The sequence below is a fragment of the Oryzobacter faecalis genome (assembly GCF_046764005.1).
GTDB classification, from domain to species: Bacteria; Actinomycetota; Actinomycetes; order Actinomycetales; family Dermatophilaceae; genus Oryzobacter; species Oryzobacter faecalis.
Map to the genome: position 1 here is coordinate 36,004 of NZ_JBKOFW010000004.1, position 18,312 is coordinate 54,315.

Sequence of the window (18,312 nt, forward strand, 5' to 3'; positions counted from 1 at the left end):
CCTGGAGCGCCTCCGCGTGAGCACCCCCCGCCCGGCCGCCGTCATCGTCCTCGCCGCCGGAGAGGGCACCCGGATGAGGTCAGCGACCCCCAAGGTCCTGCACCGCATCGGGGGCCAGCCCCTCGTCGGGCACGCCGTCCGCGCGGCCCGCGCCTCGGGCGCCGAGCACGTCGAGGTCGTCGTCCGCCACGAGCGCGACCGGGTCGTCGAGGTGCTCACCGCCCTCGACCCGGCACTCGTCATCGCCGACCAGGACGAGGTCAAGGGCACCGGGCGGGCCGTCGAGTGCGGCCTCGACGCCCTGCCCCCCGGCCTCGCCGGCACCGTCCTCGTCACCTACGGCGACGTCCCGCTCCTCTCCGGCGAAACCCTCGTCGCCCTCACCGCCTCGCACGTCGAGAGCGGTGCCGCCGTCTCGGTCGTCACGGCACACCTCGCCGACCCCACGGGCTACGGCCGGGTCGTCCGCGACGCCGAGGGCGCCGTCGAGCGGATCGTCGAGCACAAGGACGCCTCCGAGGACGAGCGCGCCCTCACCGAGATCAACTCCGGCATCTACGCCTTCGACGCCGACCTCCTGCGCGAGGCCCTGACCCGGGTCGGCACCGACAACGCGCAGGGCGAGAAGTACCTCACCGACGTCGTCTCGATCGCCCGCGAGGGCGGCCGGGTGGTCCGCGCCCACGTCGTCGACGACCTGTGGCAGACCGAGGGCGTCAACGACCGCGTCCAGCTGGCAGCCCTCGGCCGCGAGCTGAACCGCCGCGTCTGCGAGCAGCACATGCGCGCCGGCGTGACGATCGTCGACCCGGCCACGACGTGGATCGACGTCGACGTGACGATCGGTGCCGACAGCACGGTCCTCCCGGGCACCCAGCTGCTCGGCGCGACGAGCATCGGCGCGGACGCCGTCATCGGCCCGGACGTCACCCTCACCGACACCGAGGTCGGCGACGGCGCCGAGGTCACGCGCGCGGTCGCGAAGCTCGCCGTCATCGGCCCCGGCGCGACGGTCGGTCCGTACTCCTACCTGCGCCCCGGCACGCGGCTCGGCGCGAAGGGCAAGATCGGCGGCTTCGTCGAGACGAAGAACGCCGACATCGGCGACGGCGCCAAGGTCCCGCACCTCACCTACGCCGGCGACGTGACGATCGGCGAGGGCGCCAACATCGGTGCCGGCACGATCTTCGCCAACTACGACGGGGTCGCCAAGCACCACTCGAAGATCGGCAGGCACTCGTTCATCGGGTCGCACACGGTCGTCGTCAGCCCGGTCGATGTCGCCGACGGCGCCTACGTCGCCGCCGGCAGCGCCCTCGTCGGCGACGTGGAGCCGGGGGAGATCGCCGTGGCCCGAGGACGCCAGCGCAACGTGCCCGGATGGGTCGCCCGCGCCCGCGCCGGGACGAGGACGGCCGAGGCGGCCGCTGCCGCGACCGCCGCCGCATCCGCGACCACCGCCACGACGGCGGCGCGGCACGAGGCGGGCACCGAGCAGTCCCCGAGCGCCGTGGAGGGCGAGCACCAGTGAGCAAGGACCACCGCCCGCCGTCGGCGAACATCCGCAAGCGCCCGAAGAAGCAGCTCATGGTCTTCTCGGGGCGCGCCAACCCCGGGCTGGCCCAGGAGGTCGCGTCCGACCTCGGGACCGAGCTGGTCCCGACGAGCGCCTACGACTTCGCGAACGGCGAGATCTACGTGCGCTTCGAGGAGTCGGTGCGCGGCTCGGACGCGTTCGTCATCCAGAGCCACACCAGCCCGATCAACGAGAACATCATGGAGCACCTGCTCATGGTCGACGCGTTGAAGCGGGCCTCCGCCAAGCGGATCACCGTCGTCATGCCGTTCTACGGGTACGCCCGGCAGGACAAGAAGCACCGCGGCCGCGAGCCGATCAGCGCCCGCCTCGTCGCCGACCTGTTCAAGACGGCCGGCGCCGACCGGCTCATCTGCGTCGACCTCCACACCGACCAGATCCAGGGCTTCTTCGACGGCCCGGTCGACCACCTCATGGCCATCCCGATCCTCTCCGAGTACGTCGCCCGCAAGTACGGCGACCAGGACCTCGCGGTCGTCTCGCCCGACGCCGGCCGGATCAAGGTCGCCGAGCAGTGGTCGAAGCGGCTCGGCGGCGCGCCGCTGGCCTTCATCCACAAGACCCGCGACATCAACCGCCCCAACGAGATGGTCGCGAACCGCGTCGTCGGTGACGTCCGCGGCCGGGTCTGCGTCCTCGTCGACGACATGATCGACACCGGTGGCACCATCGCCAAGGCCGCCGACGCCCTCATGGCCGACGGCGCCAAGGGCGTCGTCATCGCGGCGACCCATGCCATCCTCAGCGAGCCCGCCGTGCAGCGCCTCACCGAGTGCGCCGCCGAGGAGGTCATCGTCACCAACACCCTCCCCATCCCGCCGGAGAAGGAGATCGACTGCCTCACGGTGCTCTCGATCGCCCCGCTCATCAGCGCCGCGGTCAAGGAGGTCTTCGAGGACGGCTCGGTCACGAGCCTCTTCGGCGGCCGAGCCTGACGCGCCGCGTCCTCAGGCCCCGGCGGCCTTCCTCGCGCGGTAGGCGGCGACGTTCGCCCGGGTGCCGCACGTGCCGTCGCAGAACTTGCGCGACCGGTTCCTGCTGAGGTCGACGAGCAGGTCCTCGCAGTCCTCGCCCGCGCACACCTTGAGCCGGTCGACCTCATCGGCGCGGATGACGTCGACGAGCGCCATCCCCACCTCCACCGCGATCCGCCGGTCGAGCGGGGCGTCGTCGGAGGTCGCGTGGACGTGCCACCCGAACGCGCCGTGCCGGACGAGGCGGGGGAGCGCCCCGCCCTCCTCGAGGAGGGCGTTGGCCTCGGCGACGAGTGCCTCGTCGCGCAGCGACCACAGGCGCCGCAGCCGCGGGCGCAGCGCGTGGACGGCGGCCACCTCGGCGGCGCTGGCCGGCCGGCGGCCGGTCCACTCCCAGCGGTCGAACCACGCCTGCAGGGCGGCGAGGTCGGGGAGCTCCTCACGGTCCTCGTCGCCGAGGCCGGGCCCGGTGTTGGCGATGGCGGCGGCGTGCGCGAGCGTCACGTCCGTGTCATAGGTGAAAACCATCTTGACTCCTGACATCGCCCGGGGCTAGCGTCATGACCAACAGCATACTTCGGTGGTTACATCCGGTGCGGGAACAGAGGAGGTCGTCGTGGTCGAGATGGTGCGCCGTCACCTGGGTCTGGGGCTCGTCGCGATGCTCCTGTCGTGCGCCGCCTTCGGGACCTCGGGCCCGTTCGCCAAGGCCCTGATGACGGCCGGCTGGACCCCCGGCGCCGTCGTCCTCACCCGCATCACCGGCGCCGCCCTCCTCCTCCTGCCGTTCACGCTGTGGGCCCTGCGCGGCCGCTGGCGCGAGGTCGCCCACGAGCTGCCGCGGGTCGCGCTCTACGGCTCGCTGGCCGTCGCCGCCGCCCAGCTCGGCTACTTCCAAGCCGTCGCCCGGATGCCGGTGGCCGTCGCCCTCCTCATCGAGTACCTCGGGATCGTCCTCGTCGTCCTGTGGGTGTGGGCGCTGACCCGAGTCAGGCCGCACCGGCTCACGGGGGTCGGCATCGTCCTCGCCATCGGCGGGCTCGCCCTCGTCCTCGACGTCACCGGGCAGTCCACGCCCAGCCTCGTCGGCGTCCTCTGGGGTCTCCTCGCGGCCACGGGCCTCGCCGGCCACTACGTCCTCGCCGGGCGCCCGACCGCCCTGCCCGCCACCTCGTTCGCCGGGCTCGGGCTCACCGTCGGCGCCGTCGCCCTCGGGCTCCTCGGCCTCGTCGGGGCGCTGCCGATGCACCGCGGCTCCGGCGCCGTCGTCGTCGCGGGTGCCGAGATCCCCGCGTGGGCCGCCATCGGCGAGCTCGTCGTCGTCGCGGCGGCGCTCGCCTACGTGCTCGGCGTCCTCGGCGCCCGCCACCTCGGGTCGACCCTCGCCTCGTTCGTCGGCCTCACCGAGGTGCTGTTCGCGGTCCTGTTCGCGTGGCTCGTCCTCGGCGAGCTGCCGGGCGTCGTCCAGCTCGTCGGCGGCGTCGTGCTCCTCAGCGGGGTCGTCGCGGTCCGGCTGGGGGAGCGAGACCGGGCGCGGAGGGCCGAGCAGGCCGTCGAGACCGATTTCGACGTTCCGTCGCCCGTCGCCTAGACTCGGGGGGTTGCCTCGGCGAGGGACGTCGCACCGCACACGGACGTGCGGGGCCAGGACCGCCACCGCGCGGTCCGACGCATCCGTGATCGACGCTGGCGGCTCATCGGGTCCACCGGGCCCGCGGGTCGTCCCGCGCCCGGTCGTTCGGTGCCGCGTCCCACGTCGAGGAGACCGCACCCGTAGACCCCCAGCACCAGGAGCACTCCAGTGTCCGACGCCATCAAGCTCGTCGCCGAGCCGCGCACCCAGTTCGGCAAGGGCGCCGCGCGCAAGATCCGCCGCGCCCACAAGATCCCCGCCGTCATGTACGGCCACGGCACCGCCCCGGTCCACATCACCCTCCCGGGCCACGACGCGATGCTCGCGCTCAAGCACAGCAACGCCCTCCTCACCATCGTCCTCGACGGTGACGAGCAGCTGGCGCTCGCCAAGGACGTGCAGCGCGACCCCATCAAGCCCGTCATCGAGCACGTCGACCTCGTCGTCGTCAAGAAGGGCGAGAAGGTCACCGTCGACGTGCCCGTCCACGTCGAGGGCGAGGCCGCGCCGGAGACCGTCGTCACCACCGACCACACGAGCCTGCAGCTCGAGGTCGAGGCGACCGCCATCCCCGAGAGCCTCACCGTGAACGTCGACGGGCTCGAGGCCGGCACGCAGATCCTCGCGGGCGCCGTCGAGCTCCCCGCCGGGGCCACGCTCGTCACCGACACCGAGGCGCTCGTCGTCAACGTCACCCAGCAGGTGTCCGCCGAGGCCCTCGAGGCCGAGCTCGCCGAGGCCGAGGCCGAGGCCGGCATCGAGCGCGAGGAGTCCGACGAGGAGGCCGCCGAGGGCGAGGCCGCCGAGGGCGAGACCGCGGAGGGCGAGGCCGCCGCGGGCGACGCCGAGAAGGCCGACGAGGCCTGAGCCGCCCGCTCACCACGCACGACCCACCGGGGCCCGGTCCGTTCGCGGACCGGGCCCCGGCGCGTGTCGGGGCCCGTCGCGCCCTCCGCCCGCTGCACCGGCCTGCGCTCGGTGACACGGGGGCGGGAGGAGGCGGCGCCGGGGGTGGATAGCCTTGGGGACGTGACCGACTCCGGACCCTGGCTCGTCGTCGGGCTCGGCAACCCCGGGCCGGCCTACGCGGGCAACCGACACAACGTCGGCGCGATGGTCGTCGACGAGCTCGCCCGTCGCGCCGGCACGGCCCTGCGGACCCACAAGGCCAGGGCGCACGCGGCCCACATCCGCCTCGGCACCGGACCGGGCGGGGTCCCCGGCCCGGCGGCCGTCGTCGCGGTGCCCAGCTGCTACATGAACGAGTCGGGCGGTCCCGTCTCCGCGCTGCTCCGCTTCTTCTCGGTGCCGCCCGAGCGCCTCGTCGTCGTCCACGACGAGCTCGACCTCGACGCCGGCACCGTCCGCCTCAAGCGCGGCGGCGGCGAGGGCGGCCACAACGGGCTGCGCTCGATCAGCAGCTCGCTCGGCACCAAGGACTACCACCGGGTGCGCGTCGGCATCGGCCGTCCGCCGGGCCGGATGGACGCCGCCGACTTCGTCCTGCGCGACTTCTCCTCGACCGAGAGGAAGGACCTGCCCTTCCTCCTCGACGACGCCGCCGACGCGGTCGAGGCCCTCGTCGCCCTCGGGCTGCTCGACGCCCAGCAGCGGGTGCACGCCCCCCGCTGAGCCCGTCCCGCACGGGGTCGCAGGCCCGGGCCCAAAGGCCCGGAACCACAGACGCACCACGCGTGCCGGCCGTAGCATGGTTCCTCTCGCGTCTTCGCAGGGGAGGACCCCAATGACGCTCCTCGACGCCGTCCGCATCGTGCGGCGGTTCTGGATGACCATCGCGACCTGCGTGCTGCTCGCGGTCGGCGCCGCCGCGTACTACGCGGCCCAGCAGCCGCGCCTGTACGTGGCCAGCTCCGAGGCCTACGTCTCCGTCGGCGGGACCGAGCAGGTCGCGGAGGCCTCCGTCGGCAACTCGGTGGCCGCCGCGAAGGCGCTCGCGTACGCACCCCTGACCCGCAGCGGGATGGTCGCCGAGCGGGTGATCGCGGCCCTCAACCTGCCCGAGTCGATCGGGGCGGTCAACGGCGCCGTGCAGTACGCCACCGAGCCGGGCAGCCCCCGGATCCAGGTCTTCGTCACCTCGACCTCGCCCCAGCGTGCCAAGGACATCGCCAACGCCGTCGTCACGGCGACGGCCCAGGTCGCCTCCATCGTCGAGAGCGGGGGTGAGTCCGACTCGGGCATCGTCAAGCTCCTGCCCGTGACGAACGCGGTGCTCCCCACGAGCCCGAGCTCGCCCAACGTCGAGAAGCTCCTCCTCATGGGGTTCGGGGCCGGCATCGTCCTCGCCTACCTCGTCGTGATGGCCCGGCTGCGGCTCGACACCCGCATCCGCCGGCCCGACGACATCACGGAGATGACCGAGCACGGCCTCATCGGGACCATCCCGCGCTCGCGGGACCTGCGCTCCCGGCTGCACTCCGAGGACCTGCTGCGCGGGGCGGTCGGCGAGTCGCTGCGCCACCTGCGCACCAACCTCATGTTCGCCGACCCGGACACGTCGCCCCGCTCGGTCGCGGTGACCAGTCCCCAGCCGGCGGAGGGCAAGTCGACGATCTCCGCGCTCCTCGCCCGCGCGCTGGCCGTCCGCGGCGAGCACGTCGTCCTCGTCGACGGCGACCTGCGCCGCCCCATGGTCGCGACGCTGTTCGACATCGACTCCGGGGTCGGCCTGACCCAGGTGCTCTCCGGGGCGGTGCCGCTCGACGAGGCCCTCGTCCCCACCGACACCCACGGCCTGGTGGTCCTGCCCGCCGGGCGCATCCCGCACAACCCGAGCGAGGTCGTCGGCTCCGAGCGGATGCGCGACCTCCTCGCCGAGCTCTCGAGGGACCGCCTCGTCGTCATCGACGCCCCGCCCGCCCTGCCCGTGACCGACGCGATGATCCTCGCCCAGCGGGTCGACGGCCTCATCGTCGTCACGCTCATGGGCAAGAGCCGCAAGGAGCACCTCAAGCGCGTCATCTCCCTCGCCGAGAGCGTCAACGCGAGGATCTTCGGCATCGTCCTCAACGGCATCCCGCAGGGTCGCGCGGCCGGGGTCTACGGGTACGAGACGTACGGGTACGAGCACGACGACCGGGCGTACCGCAAGAAGGTGCGCCGTGGGCGCCGTCGCCCGGCGTCGAGCGAGGTCCGCTCGTCGCCCCAGCCCCACGAGCTCACACCCGAGCAGGTCGACCTCGTCACGACCCCGCCGAAGCGCAAGCGCTGACCGAGGGTCACCGCCCCCCGGCGCCGTCGGGGCCGTCGGACCCCGGACCTAGACTTGACGGCGATGCCCTCGCTGTCCGTCCTGCGCTCCCGCGTCGCCGCCCTCCCGGGCACCGTGCGACTTCGGGAGGCCCTCGCCCTTCCCTCCGCCGAGGTCACCGCGGCCGCCCCGCCCGGCGCGCGACCCGCCGTCGTGGCCGCGCTCGCCCCCGACGCGGCGGCCGGGCCGCCCGTCCTCGCCGTCACCGCCACCGGCCGCGAGGCCGAGGACCTCCACGCCGCCCTCGCCGCGGTCCTCGGCGAGGAGGTCGTGGGCCACTTCCCGTCGTGGGAGACCCTCCCGCACGAGCGGCTGAGCCCGCGCAGCGACACCGTCGGGCAGCGCCTGTCGGTCCTGCGCCGCCTCACCCACCCCGAGGCCGGCGACGCCACGCACGGCCCGCTCTCGGTCGTCGTCGCGCCGGTCCGCGCCGTCCTCCAGCCCATCGCCAAGGGCCTCGGCGAGCTGCGCCCGGTCTCGCTCCAGCAGGGCGAGGACGTCCCGCTCGAGCTGGTCGTCGAGCGGCTGGCCGCGGCCGCCTACACCCGCACCGACCTCGTCGAGCGCCGCGGCGAGTTCGCGGTGCGCGGCGGCATCCTCGACGTCTTCCCGCCCACCGAGGAGCACCCGCTGCGCCTCGAGTTCTGGGGCGACACCGTCGAGGAGATCCGCTGGTTCAAGGTCGCCGACCAGCGCTCCCTCGAGGTGGCCGAGCACGGCCTGTGGGCCCCGCCGTGCCGCGAGCTGCTGCTCACCGACGCGGTGCGCGGACGGGCGGCGGCGCTCGCCGACGTCCTCCCCGGCGCCGTCGACCTCCTCGAGAAGCTCGCCCAGGGGATCGCGGTCGAGGGGATGGAGTCCCTCGCGCCCGCCCTCGTCGAGGGGATGGAGACCCTCCTCGACGTCCTGCCCGAGGGCGCCCTGCTCGTCGCCTGCGACCCCGAGCGCGTCCGCACGCGCGCCCACGACCTCGTCGAGACGAGCCAGGAGTTCCTCGAGGCCGGGTGGGCCAACGCGGCGAGCGGCAACGCCGTCCCGATCGACCTCCAGACCGTCCTCGGCACCGCGTCGTTCCGCACGATCGCCGAGCTGCGGGCCCAGGCGCGCGACCTCGGCGTCCGCTGGCTCGACCTCACGCCGTTCGCGTCCGACGACGAGGGCGACACCCTCGACCTCGGCCTCGAGGCGTCGCCGACCTTCCGCGGCGACACCGAGGCCGCGGTCGCCGAGCTGACCCGCCTGGTCGCCGACGACTGGACCGTCCTCGCCACGACCGAGGGTCCCGGCCTCGCCAAGCGCGTCGCCGAGGTGCTCGCCGAGCACGAGGTCGCGGCCCGGCTCGCGACCGACGACTCCGGGCTCGAGCCCGGGGTCGTCACCGTCACCACGGGCGGCCCGGGCGCCGGTTTCGTCGCGCCGGGCGCTCGCCTCGCCGTCCTCACCGAGGCCGACCTCACCGGCGCCGCCGGTGGGTCGGGCACGTCGACCAAGGACATGCGCAAGATGCCCTCGCGGCGGCGCAACCAGGTCGACCCCCTCCAGCTGCGCCCCGGCGACCACGTCGTCCACGAGCAGCACGGCGTCGGCAGGTTCGTCGAGATGATGCAGCGCACCGTCGGCGGCGCCACGCGCGAGTACCTCGTGCTCGAGTACGCCCCGTCCAAGCGCGGGCAGCCCGGCGACCGGCTCTACGTGCCCACCGACCAGCTCGACCAGGTCACCCGCTACGTCGGCGGCGAGCAGCCCTCCCTCAACAAGATGGGCGGGTCCGACTGGCACCAGACGAAGAGCAGGGCCAGGCGCTACGTCAAGCAGATCGCCGCCGAGCTGATCCGCCTGTACTCGGCCCGGATGGCGACGAGCGGGCACGCGTTCGGCCCCGACACCCCGTGGCAGCGCGAGCTCGAGGACGCCTTCGCGCACGTGGAGACCCCCGACCAGCTGAGCACCATCGACGAGGTCAAGGCCGACATGGAGCGGCCCGTCCCCATGGACCGCCTCGTCTGCGGCGACGTCGGCTACGGCAAGACCGAGATCGCGGTGCGCGCGGCGTTCAAGGCCGTCCAGGACGGCAAGCAGGTGGCCGTCCTGTGCCCGACGACCCTGCTCGTCCAGCAGCACGTCAACACCTTCTCCGAGCGGTACGCCGGGTTCCCGGTCGTCGTCAGGGCGCTGTCGCGCTTCCAGACCGACCGCGAGGCCAGGCTCGTCCTCGACGGCCTCGCCGACGGGACGGTCGACCTCGTCATCGGCACCCACCGGCTGCTGTCCAAGGAGGTCCGGTTCAAGGACCTCGGCCTCGTCGTCGTCGACGAGGAGCAGCGGTTCGGGGTCGAGCACAAGGAGCAGCTCAAGGCGCTGCGGACCTCCGTCGACGTCCTCGCGATGTCGGCCACGCCCATCCCGCGCACGCTCGAGATGGCGGTCACCGGCATCCGCGAGATGTCGACGCTGCAGACCCCTCCCGAGGAGCGGCACCCCGTCCTCACCTACGTCGGCGCCTACGACGAGAAGACCGTCACCGCCGCCATCCGCCGTGAGCTCATGCGGGAGGGCCAGGTCTTCCTCGTCCACAACAAGGTGTCCACCATCGAGAAGGCGGCGGCCCGGCTGCGCGAGCTCGTGCCCGAGGCCCGGATCGCCACGGCACACGGGAAGATGGGTGAGCACCGGCTCGAGCAGGTGGTCCTCGACTTCTGGGAGAAGCGGTTCGACGTCCTCGTCTGCACGACGATCGTCGAGACCGGGCTCGACATCTCCAACGCCAACACCCTCATCGTCGAGCGGTCCGACCGGCTCGGCCTCAGCCAGCTGCACCAGCTGCGCGGGCGCGTCGGGCGCGGCCGCGAACGGGCCTACTCGTACTTCCTCTACCCGCCGGAGCTGCCGCTCACCGAGACCGCCCTCGACCGGCTCCAGACGATCGCCAGCCACACCGACCTGGGCTCCGGCATGCACGTCGCGATGAAGGACCTCGAGATCCGCGGCGCCGGCAACCTCCTCGGTGGCGAGCAGTCGGGCCACATCGCCGGCGTCGGGTTCGACCTCTACGTGCGGCTCGTCGGCGAGGCCGTGGCGAGCTTCCGCGGCGAGGGCGAGCAGGCGCCGGCCGAGATCAGGATCGAGCTCCCGGTCGACGCCCACCTCCCGCACGACTACGTCCCGCACGAGCGGCTACGCCTCGAGATGTACAAGAAGCTCGCCGCGGTGGCCGACGAGGCGCAGCTCGCCGAGATCGAGGCCGAGCTGCTCGACCGCTACGGCGCGCTGCCCGAGCCGGTGCGCAACCTCGTCGAGGTCGCCCGGCTGCGCACGGTGGCACGCGCGGCGGGGATCGCCGACATCTCGGTGCAGGGCAACCACGTCCGCTTCGGTCCGGTCGAGCTCCGTGAGAGCCAGACCCTGCGCCTGCAGCGGCTGTACCCGCGCTCCATCGTCAAGCCGGCGGTGTCGGCCGTCCTCGTCCCCAAGCCGATGACCCGCCCGGTCGGCGGCCAGCCGCTGCGTGACCGCGAGGTCCTCGCCTGGGCTGGTGACGTCATCCGGGCGGTCGTCGTGGATGATGTGGGGCAGGCCGCCCGGGTGGCCACCGCCGGCGCCTGACCGGACCCGACCCCGAAAGGACTCCCTGACGTGACTTCCTCGGTTCGCCGCACCGTGGCGGCGCTCGTCCTCGGTGCCGCGCTCGCCACCGCGGGTTGTGGCGCCACCACCGCCGACCGTGCCGCCGTCGTCGACGGGTCCGTCATCTCCGAGACCGAGCTCCAGGCCGCGATGCGCGAGGTCAACGGGATGGAGCCCGCGCTGCTCCAGCAGCCGCTGACGCCGAGCGGCACGCTCACCGCGCTCGTCCAGGCGCCCGTGGTCCTCGCGGTCCTCGCGGAGAAGGGCGTCGCCGTCTCCGACTCCGTGGCCCGGCAGGCCGCCGCCCAGCGCGGGCTCCGCGAACCGAGCGAGGCGACGCTGCAGATCGTCCGGCTCGCCACCGCCATCGGCACGGCGCAGGAGCAGGGCCTCGTCACCGAGGCCGAGGCCACCGAGGTCAACACCCGCCTCGCCGCCCTCGACGTCGAGGTCAACCCGCGCTACGGCACCTACGACACGCAGGCGGCCTCGATCCAGCTGACCCAGCCCTCCTGGATCACCACCACCGACACCCAGCAGTGACCCCCGGCCGGCTCGGGCTCGTCCTCACCTCCCCGCGCGTCGCCCCGGGCCTGCTCTCGCACGGCGCCTGGGCCGCGGTCTCGGAGGCCGCCGTGCGGCTCGCGCGCTCGCTGGACGAGCCGCTCGCCGAAGCGGTGGAGGAGGCCGGGTTCACCGTCGAGGAGGTCGGGGAGGCGCCCGCTCCCGCGCTGGCCCGGCGCCTCGTCGACCTCGCGGCGACCGTGCCGGTCGTGTGGCTCGGCTCGTCCGACGGGGACCCGGGGCTCGCCGACGCCATCGCGTCCGAGGTGTCGCGGCTGGAGGCGCCGCCCGCCGTCGAGGTCGTCGTCGGGTCGTGGGACGTCCAGGGCGGTCGCCTCCTCGACGTCGTCGCGACGATGGACCGGCTGCGCTCGCCCGGCGGCTGCCCCTGGGATGCCGAGCAGACCCACGCGACCCTCGCGCCGTACCTCGTCGAGGAGACCCACGAGGTGCTCCACGCCATCGAGGCCGGCGACCCCCGCCACCTCGCCGAGGAGCTCGGCGACGTCCTCCTCCAGGTCGTCTTCCACGCCCGGGTCGCCGAGGACGCCGACGACGGCGCGTTCGACATCGACACGGTGGCGGGGCTGCTCGTCGAGAAGCTGGTCCGACGACACCCCCACGTCTTCGGCGACGGCGACGCCACGACACCCGACGAGGTCGAACGCGCCTGGGAGCGGATCAAGGCCGAGGAGAAGGCCGCCGCAGGCGCCGCCGGCGACCACGCCGACCTCCTCCACGGCATCGCCCCGACCCTTCCGGCGCCGCTGGCGGCCGACAAGGTCCTCGCGCGCGTCCGGCGCCGCTCGCTCGTCGCCGAGGAGGCGGCGCTCGCCGAGCTCGCCGCGTCGCGCGAGGCCCTGGCCGCCGCCGAGGAGCGGGTGAGGGTCGCCCTCGCGTCCGTGGCCGACAGCGTTCAGCCGCAGACCGGCTCGTAGGGGCGCTCGCCGGCCTCGGCACGACCCGACCCCGGCACGGGCGGTCGTACCTTCGACGCCACCGTCAGCGGCCTCGTCGACCGCGCGAGAGGGGGCCGGTTGCTTTGAAAGTACAAGTGCGCTTAATATTTGCAACATGAGGATGACGGCGCGGGAGCGGGAGATCGTCGCACTGCTGCGCGCGGAGCCCCTCCTCGACGCGGCCGCCCTCGCCTCGCGGCTGGGCTCGACCCGCGCCGCCGTGTCGGTGCACCTGAGCAACCTCACCCGCAAGGGCGTCCTCCTCGGCCGGGGCTACGTCCTGCGGCCCGAGGCCGACTCGGTCGTCGTCGTCGGCGGTGCCGTCCTCGACAGCAAGGTCCGCACGGCGGTGGCGCCGGTCCTCGGCACGAGCAACCCGGGCACGTCGACGAGCACGGTCGGTGGGGTGGGTCGCAACATCGCCGAGAACCTCGCCCGGCTCGGGAGCCCCACGGTCCTCGTGGCCGCCGTCGGCGACGACCTCGCCGGGCGCACGGTCATCGCGCGCACCGAGGCCGCGGGCGTCGAGTGCCGCCACGTCGTCACCTCGCCGCACCCCACCGGCACGTACTCGGCCGTCCTCGACGACGGGGGCGACCTCCTCGTGGCCGTCGCCGACATGCGTGCCACCGACGAGCTGTCCGTCTCCGACCTCGGGGTCGTGCCCTCGCTGCTGACCGGTGCCGACGCCCTCGTCGTCGACGCCAACCTCGACGTCACCGTCATCCGCTGGCTCCTCTCCGCCGCGGCCGAGGCCGGCATCCCGGGGATCCTCGATCCGGTGTCCGTCGCGAAGGCCACCGAGGCCGCCCCGGCCCTCGACGGGACCGTCCCCGTCCACACCGTCACGCCCAACGTCGACGAGCTCGCCGCCCTCGTGGGCGCGCCGGTCGGGCGTGACGTCGAGGCCGTCGTCGCGGCCGCGGGCGTCCTCCACGACCGCGGCGTCGAGCACGTGTGGGTCCGGCGTGGGACGAGCGGGAGCCTGCTGTCGATCGCCCCCCAGCCCACGCCCGACGCGCCCGCGCCCGCGCGCCGGGTCGTCCTCGTCGGCGCACCGCCGACCACCGTCGAGGACGTCACGGGCGCCGGCGACTCGATGACCGCCGGTTACGTCCACGCCCTGATGACGGGGGAGGACGTCGTCGCCGCCGCGCGGTTCGGCCAGGCCCTCGCCGCCCTCACCGTGGCCACGCCCGACACGGTCCGCCCCGACCTCACCGCCGCCCTCGTCGCGGCCCACCTGACCCCCGACACCCCGCCCACCGAGGAGCTCCACCCATGACCGCCACCGCCCCGTCCGTCGCCGCCGTGCCCACCCCGCACCCGATGCTCGCCCTCGCCCCCGAGGTCCGCGAGGCCCTCGCCCAGGGCCGCCCGGTCGTCGCGCTCGAGTCGACGATCATCAGCCACGGGATGCCCTACCCGCACAACGTCGCGATGGCGCGTGAGGTCGAGCAGATCGTCCGCGACGGCGGTGCCGTTCCGGCCACGATCGCGATCCTCGACGGCCGCCCGACCGTGGGCCTGTCCGACGAGCAGCTCGAGATGTTCGGCGCCGACGACGCCATCCGGAAGGTCAGCGTCCGCGACCTCGCCCACGTCGTCGCCACCGGTGTCCACGGGGCGACGACCGTCGCGAGCACGATGCGCATCGCCGCGCTCGCCGGCATCCGGCTGTTCGTGACCGGCGGCCTGGGCGGTGTGCACCAGGGCGGCGAGGGCTCCATGGACGTCTCCGCCGACCTCACCGAGCTCTCCCGCACCGAGGTCGCGGTCGTGTCCGCGGGCGTGAAGTCGATCCTCGACATCGGGCGCACCCTCGAGGTGCTCGAGACCCTCGAGGTGCCCGTCGTCGGCTACGGCACCGACGAGTTCCCCTCCTTCTTCTCGCGCTCGAGCGGGCTGGCGGTCCCCATGCGGGTCGACACCCCGGAGGACGCCGCGCGGCTCATGCGAGCCTCGTTCGACCTCGGGGTGGGCACCGGCATCTCCTTCGCCAACCCGGTCCCCGCCGAGCACGAGATGGCCCGCGACGACATCGACGGCGTCATCGCCGCCGCGCTCGCCGAGTGCGCCGAGCGGGGTGTCTCCGGCAAGGACATCACCCCGTTCCTGCTGGGCCGGCTCGTCGAGCTGTCCGGCGGACGCTCGCTCGAGACCAACCTCGCCCTCGTGCGCCACAACGCCCGCGTGGGCACCGCCATCGCGGTCGCCTACGCCGCCCTCTGAGGACGGCCGTCCGGGGGGTGGGTCGGTCGGGAGGATGCCGCGCGACGGGGACTACCCTCGGAGGCGACCCCATCCGCCCCACCCCCAGGAGCACCGGCGTGGCCACCATCGAGGCAGTAGGCGCCCGCGAGATCCTCGACTCGCGCGGCAACCCCACGGTTGAGGTCGAGGTCGCCCTCGACGACGGCACCCTGGCCCGCGCGGCCGTCCCCAGCGGCGCCTCCACCGGCGCCTTCGAGGCGGTCGAGCGCCGCGACGGCGACAAGGGCCGCTACCTCGGCAAGGGGGTCGAGAAGGCGGTCGACGCCGTCATCGAGGAGCTCGGGCCGAAGCTGCTCGGGTTCGAGGCCTCCGAGCAGCGCCTCGTCGACGCCGAGATGCTCGCCGTCGACGGCAGCGCCAACAAGGAGAAGATCGGCGCCAACGCCATCCTCGGCGTCTCGCTCGCAGTGGCCCGCGCGGCCGCCGACTCGGCCGACCTCCCGCTCTTCCGCTACGTCGGCGGCCCGAACGCCCACGTGCTGCCCGTGCCGATGATGAACATCCTCAACGGGGGGTCGCACGCCGACTCCAACGTCGACATCCAGGAGTTCATGATCGCGCCCATCGGCGCCGACACCTTCCGTGAGGCGCTGCGCTGGGGCACCGAGGTCTACCACGCGCTCAAGGGCGTGCTCAAGGAGAAGGGGCTGGCCACGGGCCTCGGCGACGAGGGCGGCTTCGCCCCGAACCTGCCGAGCAACCGCGCTGCCCTCGACCTCATCCTCGAGGCCATCGACAGGGCCGGCTACACCGCGGGCGAGCAGATCGCCCTCGCGCTCGACGTGGCGGCCTCGGAGTTCCACGACGACGGCACGTACACCTTCGAGGGCGGGTCGAAGACGTCGGCGGAGATGATCGACTACTACGCCGACCTCGTCGCGTCCTACCCGCTCGTCTCCATCGAGGACCCGCTCGACGAGTCCGACTGGGACGGCTGGAAGGCGATGACCGACCGCCTCGGCACGCAGGTGCAGCTCGTCGGCGACGACCTGTTCGTCACCAACCCCGAGCGCCTCGCCCGCGGCATCGAGACCGGCACCGCCAACGCCCTGCTGGTCAAGGTCAACCAGATCGGCTCGCTCACCGAGACCCTCGACGCCGTCGAGCTCGCCCAGCGCAACGGCTACCGCTGCATGATGAGCCACCGCTCGGGCGAGACCGAGGACACGACGATCGCCGACCTCGCGGTCGCGACGAACTGCGGCCAGATCAAGACCGGCGCCCCGGCCCGCTCCGAGCGCGTCGCCAAGTACAACCAGCTGCTCCGCATCGAGGAGGAGCTCGACGACGCCGCCGTCTACGCCGGTGCGGGCGCCTTCCCGCGCTTCGCGAACCGCCAGCAGGACTGAGCGAGAGGCGGATTCGGCCCGTGGCCACCACCGGACGCTCCCGCGGACCGGCGTCGCGACCCCCGCGGCGTCCGGCCTCGGGACGTTCGCGTGCCACGGGCCGGGCTGCCGGCGCCGCCCCGGGCAGGGTCGCGGGTTCGGCACGGTCCGGATGGCGCGGGCGGCTGACGTCGGCCGTCACCGACCGGCGGGCCCGGCGCGGGGCCGTCCTCGTCTCGATCGTCGCCTTCCTCACGGTGCTGCTCGGGTCGACCGTCGCGGCGTACTACGGTCAGCGACAGGACATCTCGGCCCTCCGTGAGCGGGTCAGCGCCCAGGAGCAGGATGTCGCGGCCCTCGAGGCCGAGCGCGAGCGCTGGCGCGACCCCGCCTACGTCGAGCAGCAGGCCCGGCAGCGGCTGAAGTTCGTCAAGCCGGGGGAGCGGTCCTACACCGTCCTCGACGCCGAGCCGGCCGCCGGCAACGCCGACCCCGTCACGGCCGTCGTCGACGCCTCGACACCCACGGCGCCCTGGTACGAGGCGGTCTGGCAGTCGACCCGCACCGCCGACGCGCCCGGGGCCCGCCGGTGACCGCACGTCCCGACCTGCCGCCCGTCGCGCAGGCCGACCTCGCCGCCGTCTCCCGCCAGCTCGGCCGCGACGCCCGGGGGGTCGCCGAGGTCGCCCACCGCTGCCCGTGCGGCGAGCCCGACGTCGTCCGCACCGAGCCGCGGCTGCCCGACGGCACGCCGTTCCCGACCTCGTTCTACGCGACCTGCCCCCGCCTCACCGGGGCGCTGTCCACCCTCGAGAGCGAGGGCGTCATGAAGGACATGACCGACCGGCTCGACGCCGACCCCGACCTCGCCGCCGCCTACCGCGCCGCCCACGAGGACTACCTCGCGCGCCGGGCCGAGCTCGGCGACGTGCCGGAGGTCGCAGGGATCTCGGCGGGCGGGATGCCCACCCGCGTCAAGTGCCTCCACGTCCTCGTCGCGCACTCCCTGGGGGCAGGCCCCGGCGTCAACCCGCTCGGCGACGAGGCGCTGGAGATGCTCGACCCGTGGTGGGTCAACCACCCCTGCGCCCTCGACGCGCCGACGACCGAGGGCGGCGCGTGAGCCCTCGCGTCGCGGCGGTCGACTGCGGGACGAACTCGATCCGCCTCCTCGTCGCCGACGTCGACGGCGACGGCCGGCTCGTCGACGTCGTCCGCCGGATGGAGGTCGTCCGCCTCGGCCAGGGCATCGACCGCACCGGCGTCATCGCCCCCGAGGCGATGGAGCGCACGCTGGCCATGTCGCGCGAGTACGCCGAGGTGTGCCGGCGGGCCGGGGTCGAGCGGGTCCGGTTCGTCGCGACGTCCGCCTCGCGCGACGCCCGGAACGCGGGGGAGTTCGTCGACGGCGTGCGCGCCGCGTTCGGCGAGCTCGACGTCGCGCCCGAGGTCGTCGACGGCGACGTCGAGGCGCGGCTGTCCTTCACCGGCGCGACCGGCGACCTGCGCACCATCGGACTGGCCGGCCCGTACCTCGTCGTCGACCTCGGCGGCGGCTCCACGGAGCTGGTCCGCGGCACCACCGACGTCGAGGCCGGGCGGTCGGTCGACGTCGGCTGCGTCCGGATGACCGAGCGGCACCTGCGCTCCGACCCGCCCACGTCCGCCGAGGTCGATGGCGCCCGGGCCGACATCCGGGCGGCGCTCGACGAGGCCGCGGCCGTGGTGCCGCTCACCGGGATCGCTGCGGTCGTCGGGCTCGCCGGGTCGATCACGACGGTGACCGCTCACGCCCTCGACCTCCCGCGCTACGACGCCGAGCGGATCCACCTCGCGCGGCTGCCCGCACCCGACCACCTCGCCGCCTGCGCCGACCTCCTCGCGATGACGCGAGCCGAGCGGGCCGCGCTGCCGTTCATGCACCCGGGGCGGGTCGACGTCATCGGCGCGGGGGCCCTCGTGTGGGCCGAGGTCCTCGAGCGCGTCCTCACGGTCTCGCCGGGGGCCGAGGTCGTGACGAGCGAGCACGACATCCTCGACGGCATCGCCCTCTCCCTCCTCTGAGCCGGGACCTGCCGCGGGATAGCG

Annotated in this window: 16 protein-coding genes; 15 read left to right on the forward strand and 1 reads right to left on the reverse strand. The window is 74.0% G+C overall.

The window, feature by feature from the left end; all coding sequences use genetic code 11:
* The first annotated feature begins 16 nt into the window (after positions 1 to 16).
* Both glmU and ACK8HX_RS09105 read left to right on the forward strand, forming a co-directional pair.
* Positions 17 to 1,531: a bifunctional UDP-N-acetylglucosamine diphosphorylase/glucosamine-1-phosphate N-acetyltransferase GlmU gene (glmU, locus tag ACK8HX_RS09100; RefSeq protein ID WP_411940369.1), complete on the forward strand. Its 1,515-nt coding sequence runs from the start codon at positions 17 to 19 to the stop codon at positions 1,529 to 1,531.
* A complete protein-coding gene (locus ACK8HX_RS09105) occupies positions 1,528 to 2,532 on the forward strand; it encodes a ribose-phosphate diphosphokinase (RefSeq protein ID WP_411940370.1) in 1,005 nt (334 codons plus the stop codon). Before glmU ends, ACK8HX_RS09105 begins: the two co-directional genes overlap by 4 nt.
* A 12-nt stretch (positions 2,533 to 2,544) precedes the next feature.
* On the opposite strand, the gene ACK8HX_RS09110 is transcribed toward ACK8HX_RS09105, so the two are convergent.
* Complete coding sequence (locus tag ACK8HX_RS09110) at positions 2,545 to 3,099, reverse strand: CGNR zinc finger domain-containing protein (protein ID WP_411940371.1); 555 nt, start codon at positions 3,097 to 3,099, stop codon at positions 2,545 to 2,547.
* Positions 3,100 to 3,196: 97 nt separating this feature from the next.
* On the opposite strand from ACK8HX_RS09110, the gene ACK8HX_RS09115 reads away from it, so the two are divergent.
* The 13 genes from ACK8HX_RS09115 to ACK8HX_RS09175 all read left to right on the forward strand — a co-directional run bounded on the left by ACK8HX_RS09115 (position 3,197) and on the right by ACK8HX_RS09175 (position 18,288).
* The gene (locus ACK8HX_RS09115) at positions 3,197 to 4,162 is read left to right on the forward strand and encodes a DMT family transporter (RefSeq protein ID WP_411940677.1); all 966 of its coding nucleotides are present in this window, start codon (positions 3,197 to 3,199) and stop codon (positions 4,160 to 4,162) included.
* A 210-nt stretch (positions 4,163 to 4,372) separates the two neighbouring features.
* Entirely contained in the window at positions 4,373 to 5,071 is a 699-nt protein-coding gene (locus ACK8HX_RS09120) for a 50S ribosomal protein L25/general stress protein Ctc (protein WP_411940372.1), read from the forward strand.
* 162 nt (positions 5,072 to 5,233) lie between these two features.
* Positions 5,234 to 5,836: an aminoacyl-tRNA hydrolase gene (pth, locus tag ACK8HX_RS09125; RefSeq protein ID WP_411940373.1), complete on the forward strand. Its 603-nt coding sequence runs from the start codon at positions 5,234 to 5,236 to the stop codon at positions 5,834 to 5,836.
* Between the two features lie 112 nt (positions 5,837 to 5,948).
* Positions 5,949 to 7,436 carry a tyrosine-protein kinase domain-containing protein gene (locus ACK8HX_RS09130; RefSeq protein ID WP_411940374.1) on the forward strand — a complete coding sequence of 496 codons (1,488 nt, stop codon included), beginning with the start codon at positions 5,949 to 5,951 and terminating at the stop codon, positions 7,434 to 7,436.
* A 63-nt stretch (positions 7,437 to 7,499) separates the two neighbouring features.
* Complete coding sequence (gene mfd, locus ACK8HX_RS09135; protein ID WP_411940375.1) at positions 7,500 to 11,078, forward strand: transcription-repair coupling factor; 3,579 nt, start codon at positions 7,500 to 7,502, stop codon at positions 11,076 to 11,078.
* Positions 11,079 to 11,108: 30 nt separating this feature from the next.
* On the forward strand, positions 11,109 to 11,642 hold the full coding sequence (locus tag ACK8HX_RS09140; protein WP_411940376.1) for a SurA N-terminal domain-containing protein: 534 nt from the start codon (positions 11,109 to 11,111) through the stop codon (positions 11,640 to 11,642).
* Positions 11,639 to 12,601: a MazG family protein gene (locus ACK8HX_RS09145; protein ID WP_411940377.1), complete on the forward strand. Its 963-nt coding sequence runs from the start codon at positions 11,639 to 11,641 to the stop codon at positions 12,599 to 12,601. The genes ACK8HX_RS09140 and ACK8HX_RS09145 overlap by 4 nt, the downstream gene beginning before the upstream one ends.
* 136 nt (positions 12,602 to 12,737) lie before the next feature.
* Entirely contained in the window at positions 12,738 to 13,907 is a 1,170-nt protein-coding gene (locus tag ACK8HX_RS09150) for a PfkB family carbohydrate kinase (protein WP_411940378.1), read from the forward strand.
* Entirely contained in the window at positions 13,904 to 14,854 is a 951-nt protein-coding gene (locus tag ACK8HX_RS09155) for a pseudouridine-5'-phosphate glycosidase (protein WP_411940379.1), read from the forward strand. The genes ACK8HX_RS09150 and ACK8HX_RS09155 overlap by 4 nt, the downstream gene beginning before the upstream one ends.
* 98 nt (positions 14,855 to 14,952) lie before the next feature.
* On the forward strand, positions 14,953 to 16,245 hold the full coding sequence (eno, locus tag ACK8HX_RS09160) for a phosphopyruvate hydratase (RefSeq protein WP_411940380.1): 1,293 nt from the start codon (positions 14,953 to 14,955) through the stop codon (positions 16,243 to 16,245).
* Between the two features lie 20 nt (positions 16,246 to 16,265).
* Positions 16,266 to 16,817: an FtsB family cell division protein gene (locus tag ACK8HX_RS09165; protein WP_411940381.1), complete on the forward strand. Its 552-nt coding sequence runs from the start codon at positions 16,266 to 16,268 to the stop codon at positions 16,815 to 16,817.
* On the forward strand, positions 16,814 to 17,347 hold the full coding sequence (locus ACK8HX_RS09170) for a DUF501 domain-containing protein (RefSeq protein ID WP_411940382.1): 534 nt from the start codon (positions 16,814 to 16,816) through the stop codon (positions 17,345 to 17,347). The genes ACK8HX_RS09165 and ACK8HX_RS09170 overlap by 4 nt, the downstream gene beginning before the upstream one ends.
* The gene (locus ACK8HX_RS09175; protein WP_411940383.1) at positions 17,344 to 18,288 is read left to right on the forward strand and encodes a Ppx/GppA phosphatase family protein; all 945 of its coding nucleotides are present in this window, start codon (positions 17,344 to 17,346) and stop codon (positions 18,286 to 18,288) included. The genes ACK8HX_RS09170 and ACK8HX_RS09175 overlap by 4 nt, the downstream gene beginning before the upstream one ends.
* Positions 18,289 to 18,312 lie beyond the last annotated feature (24 nt).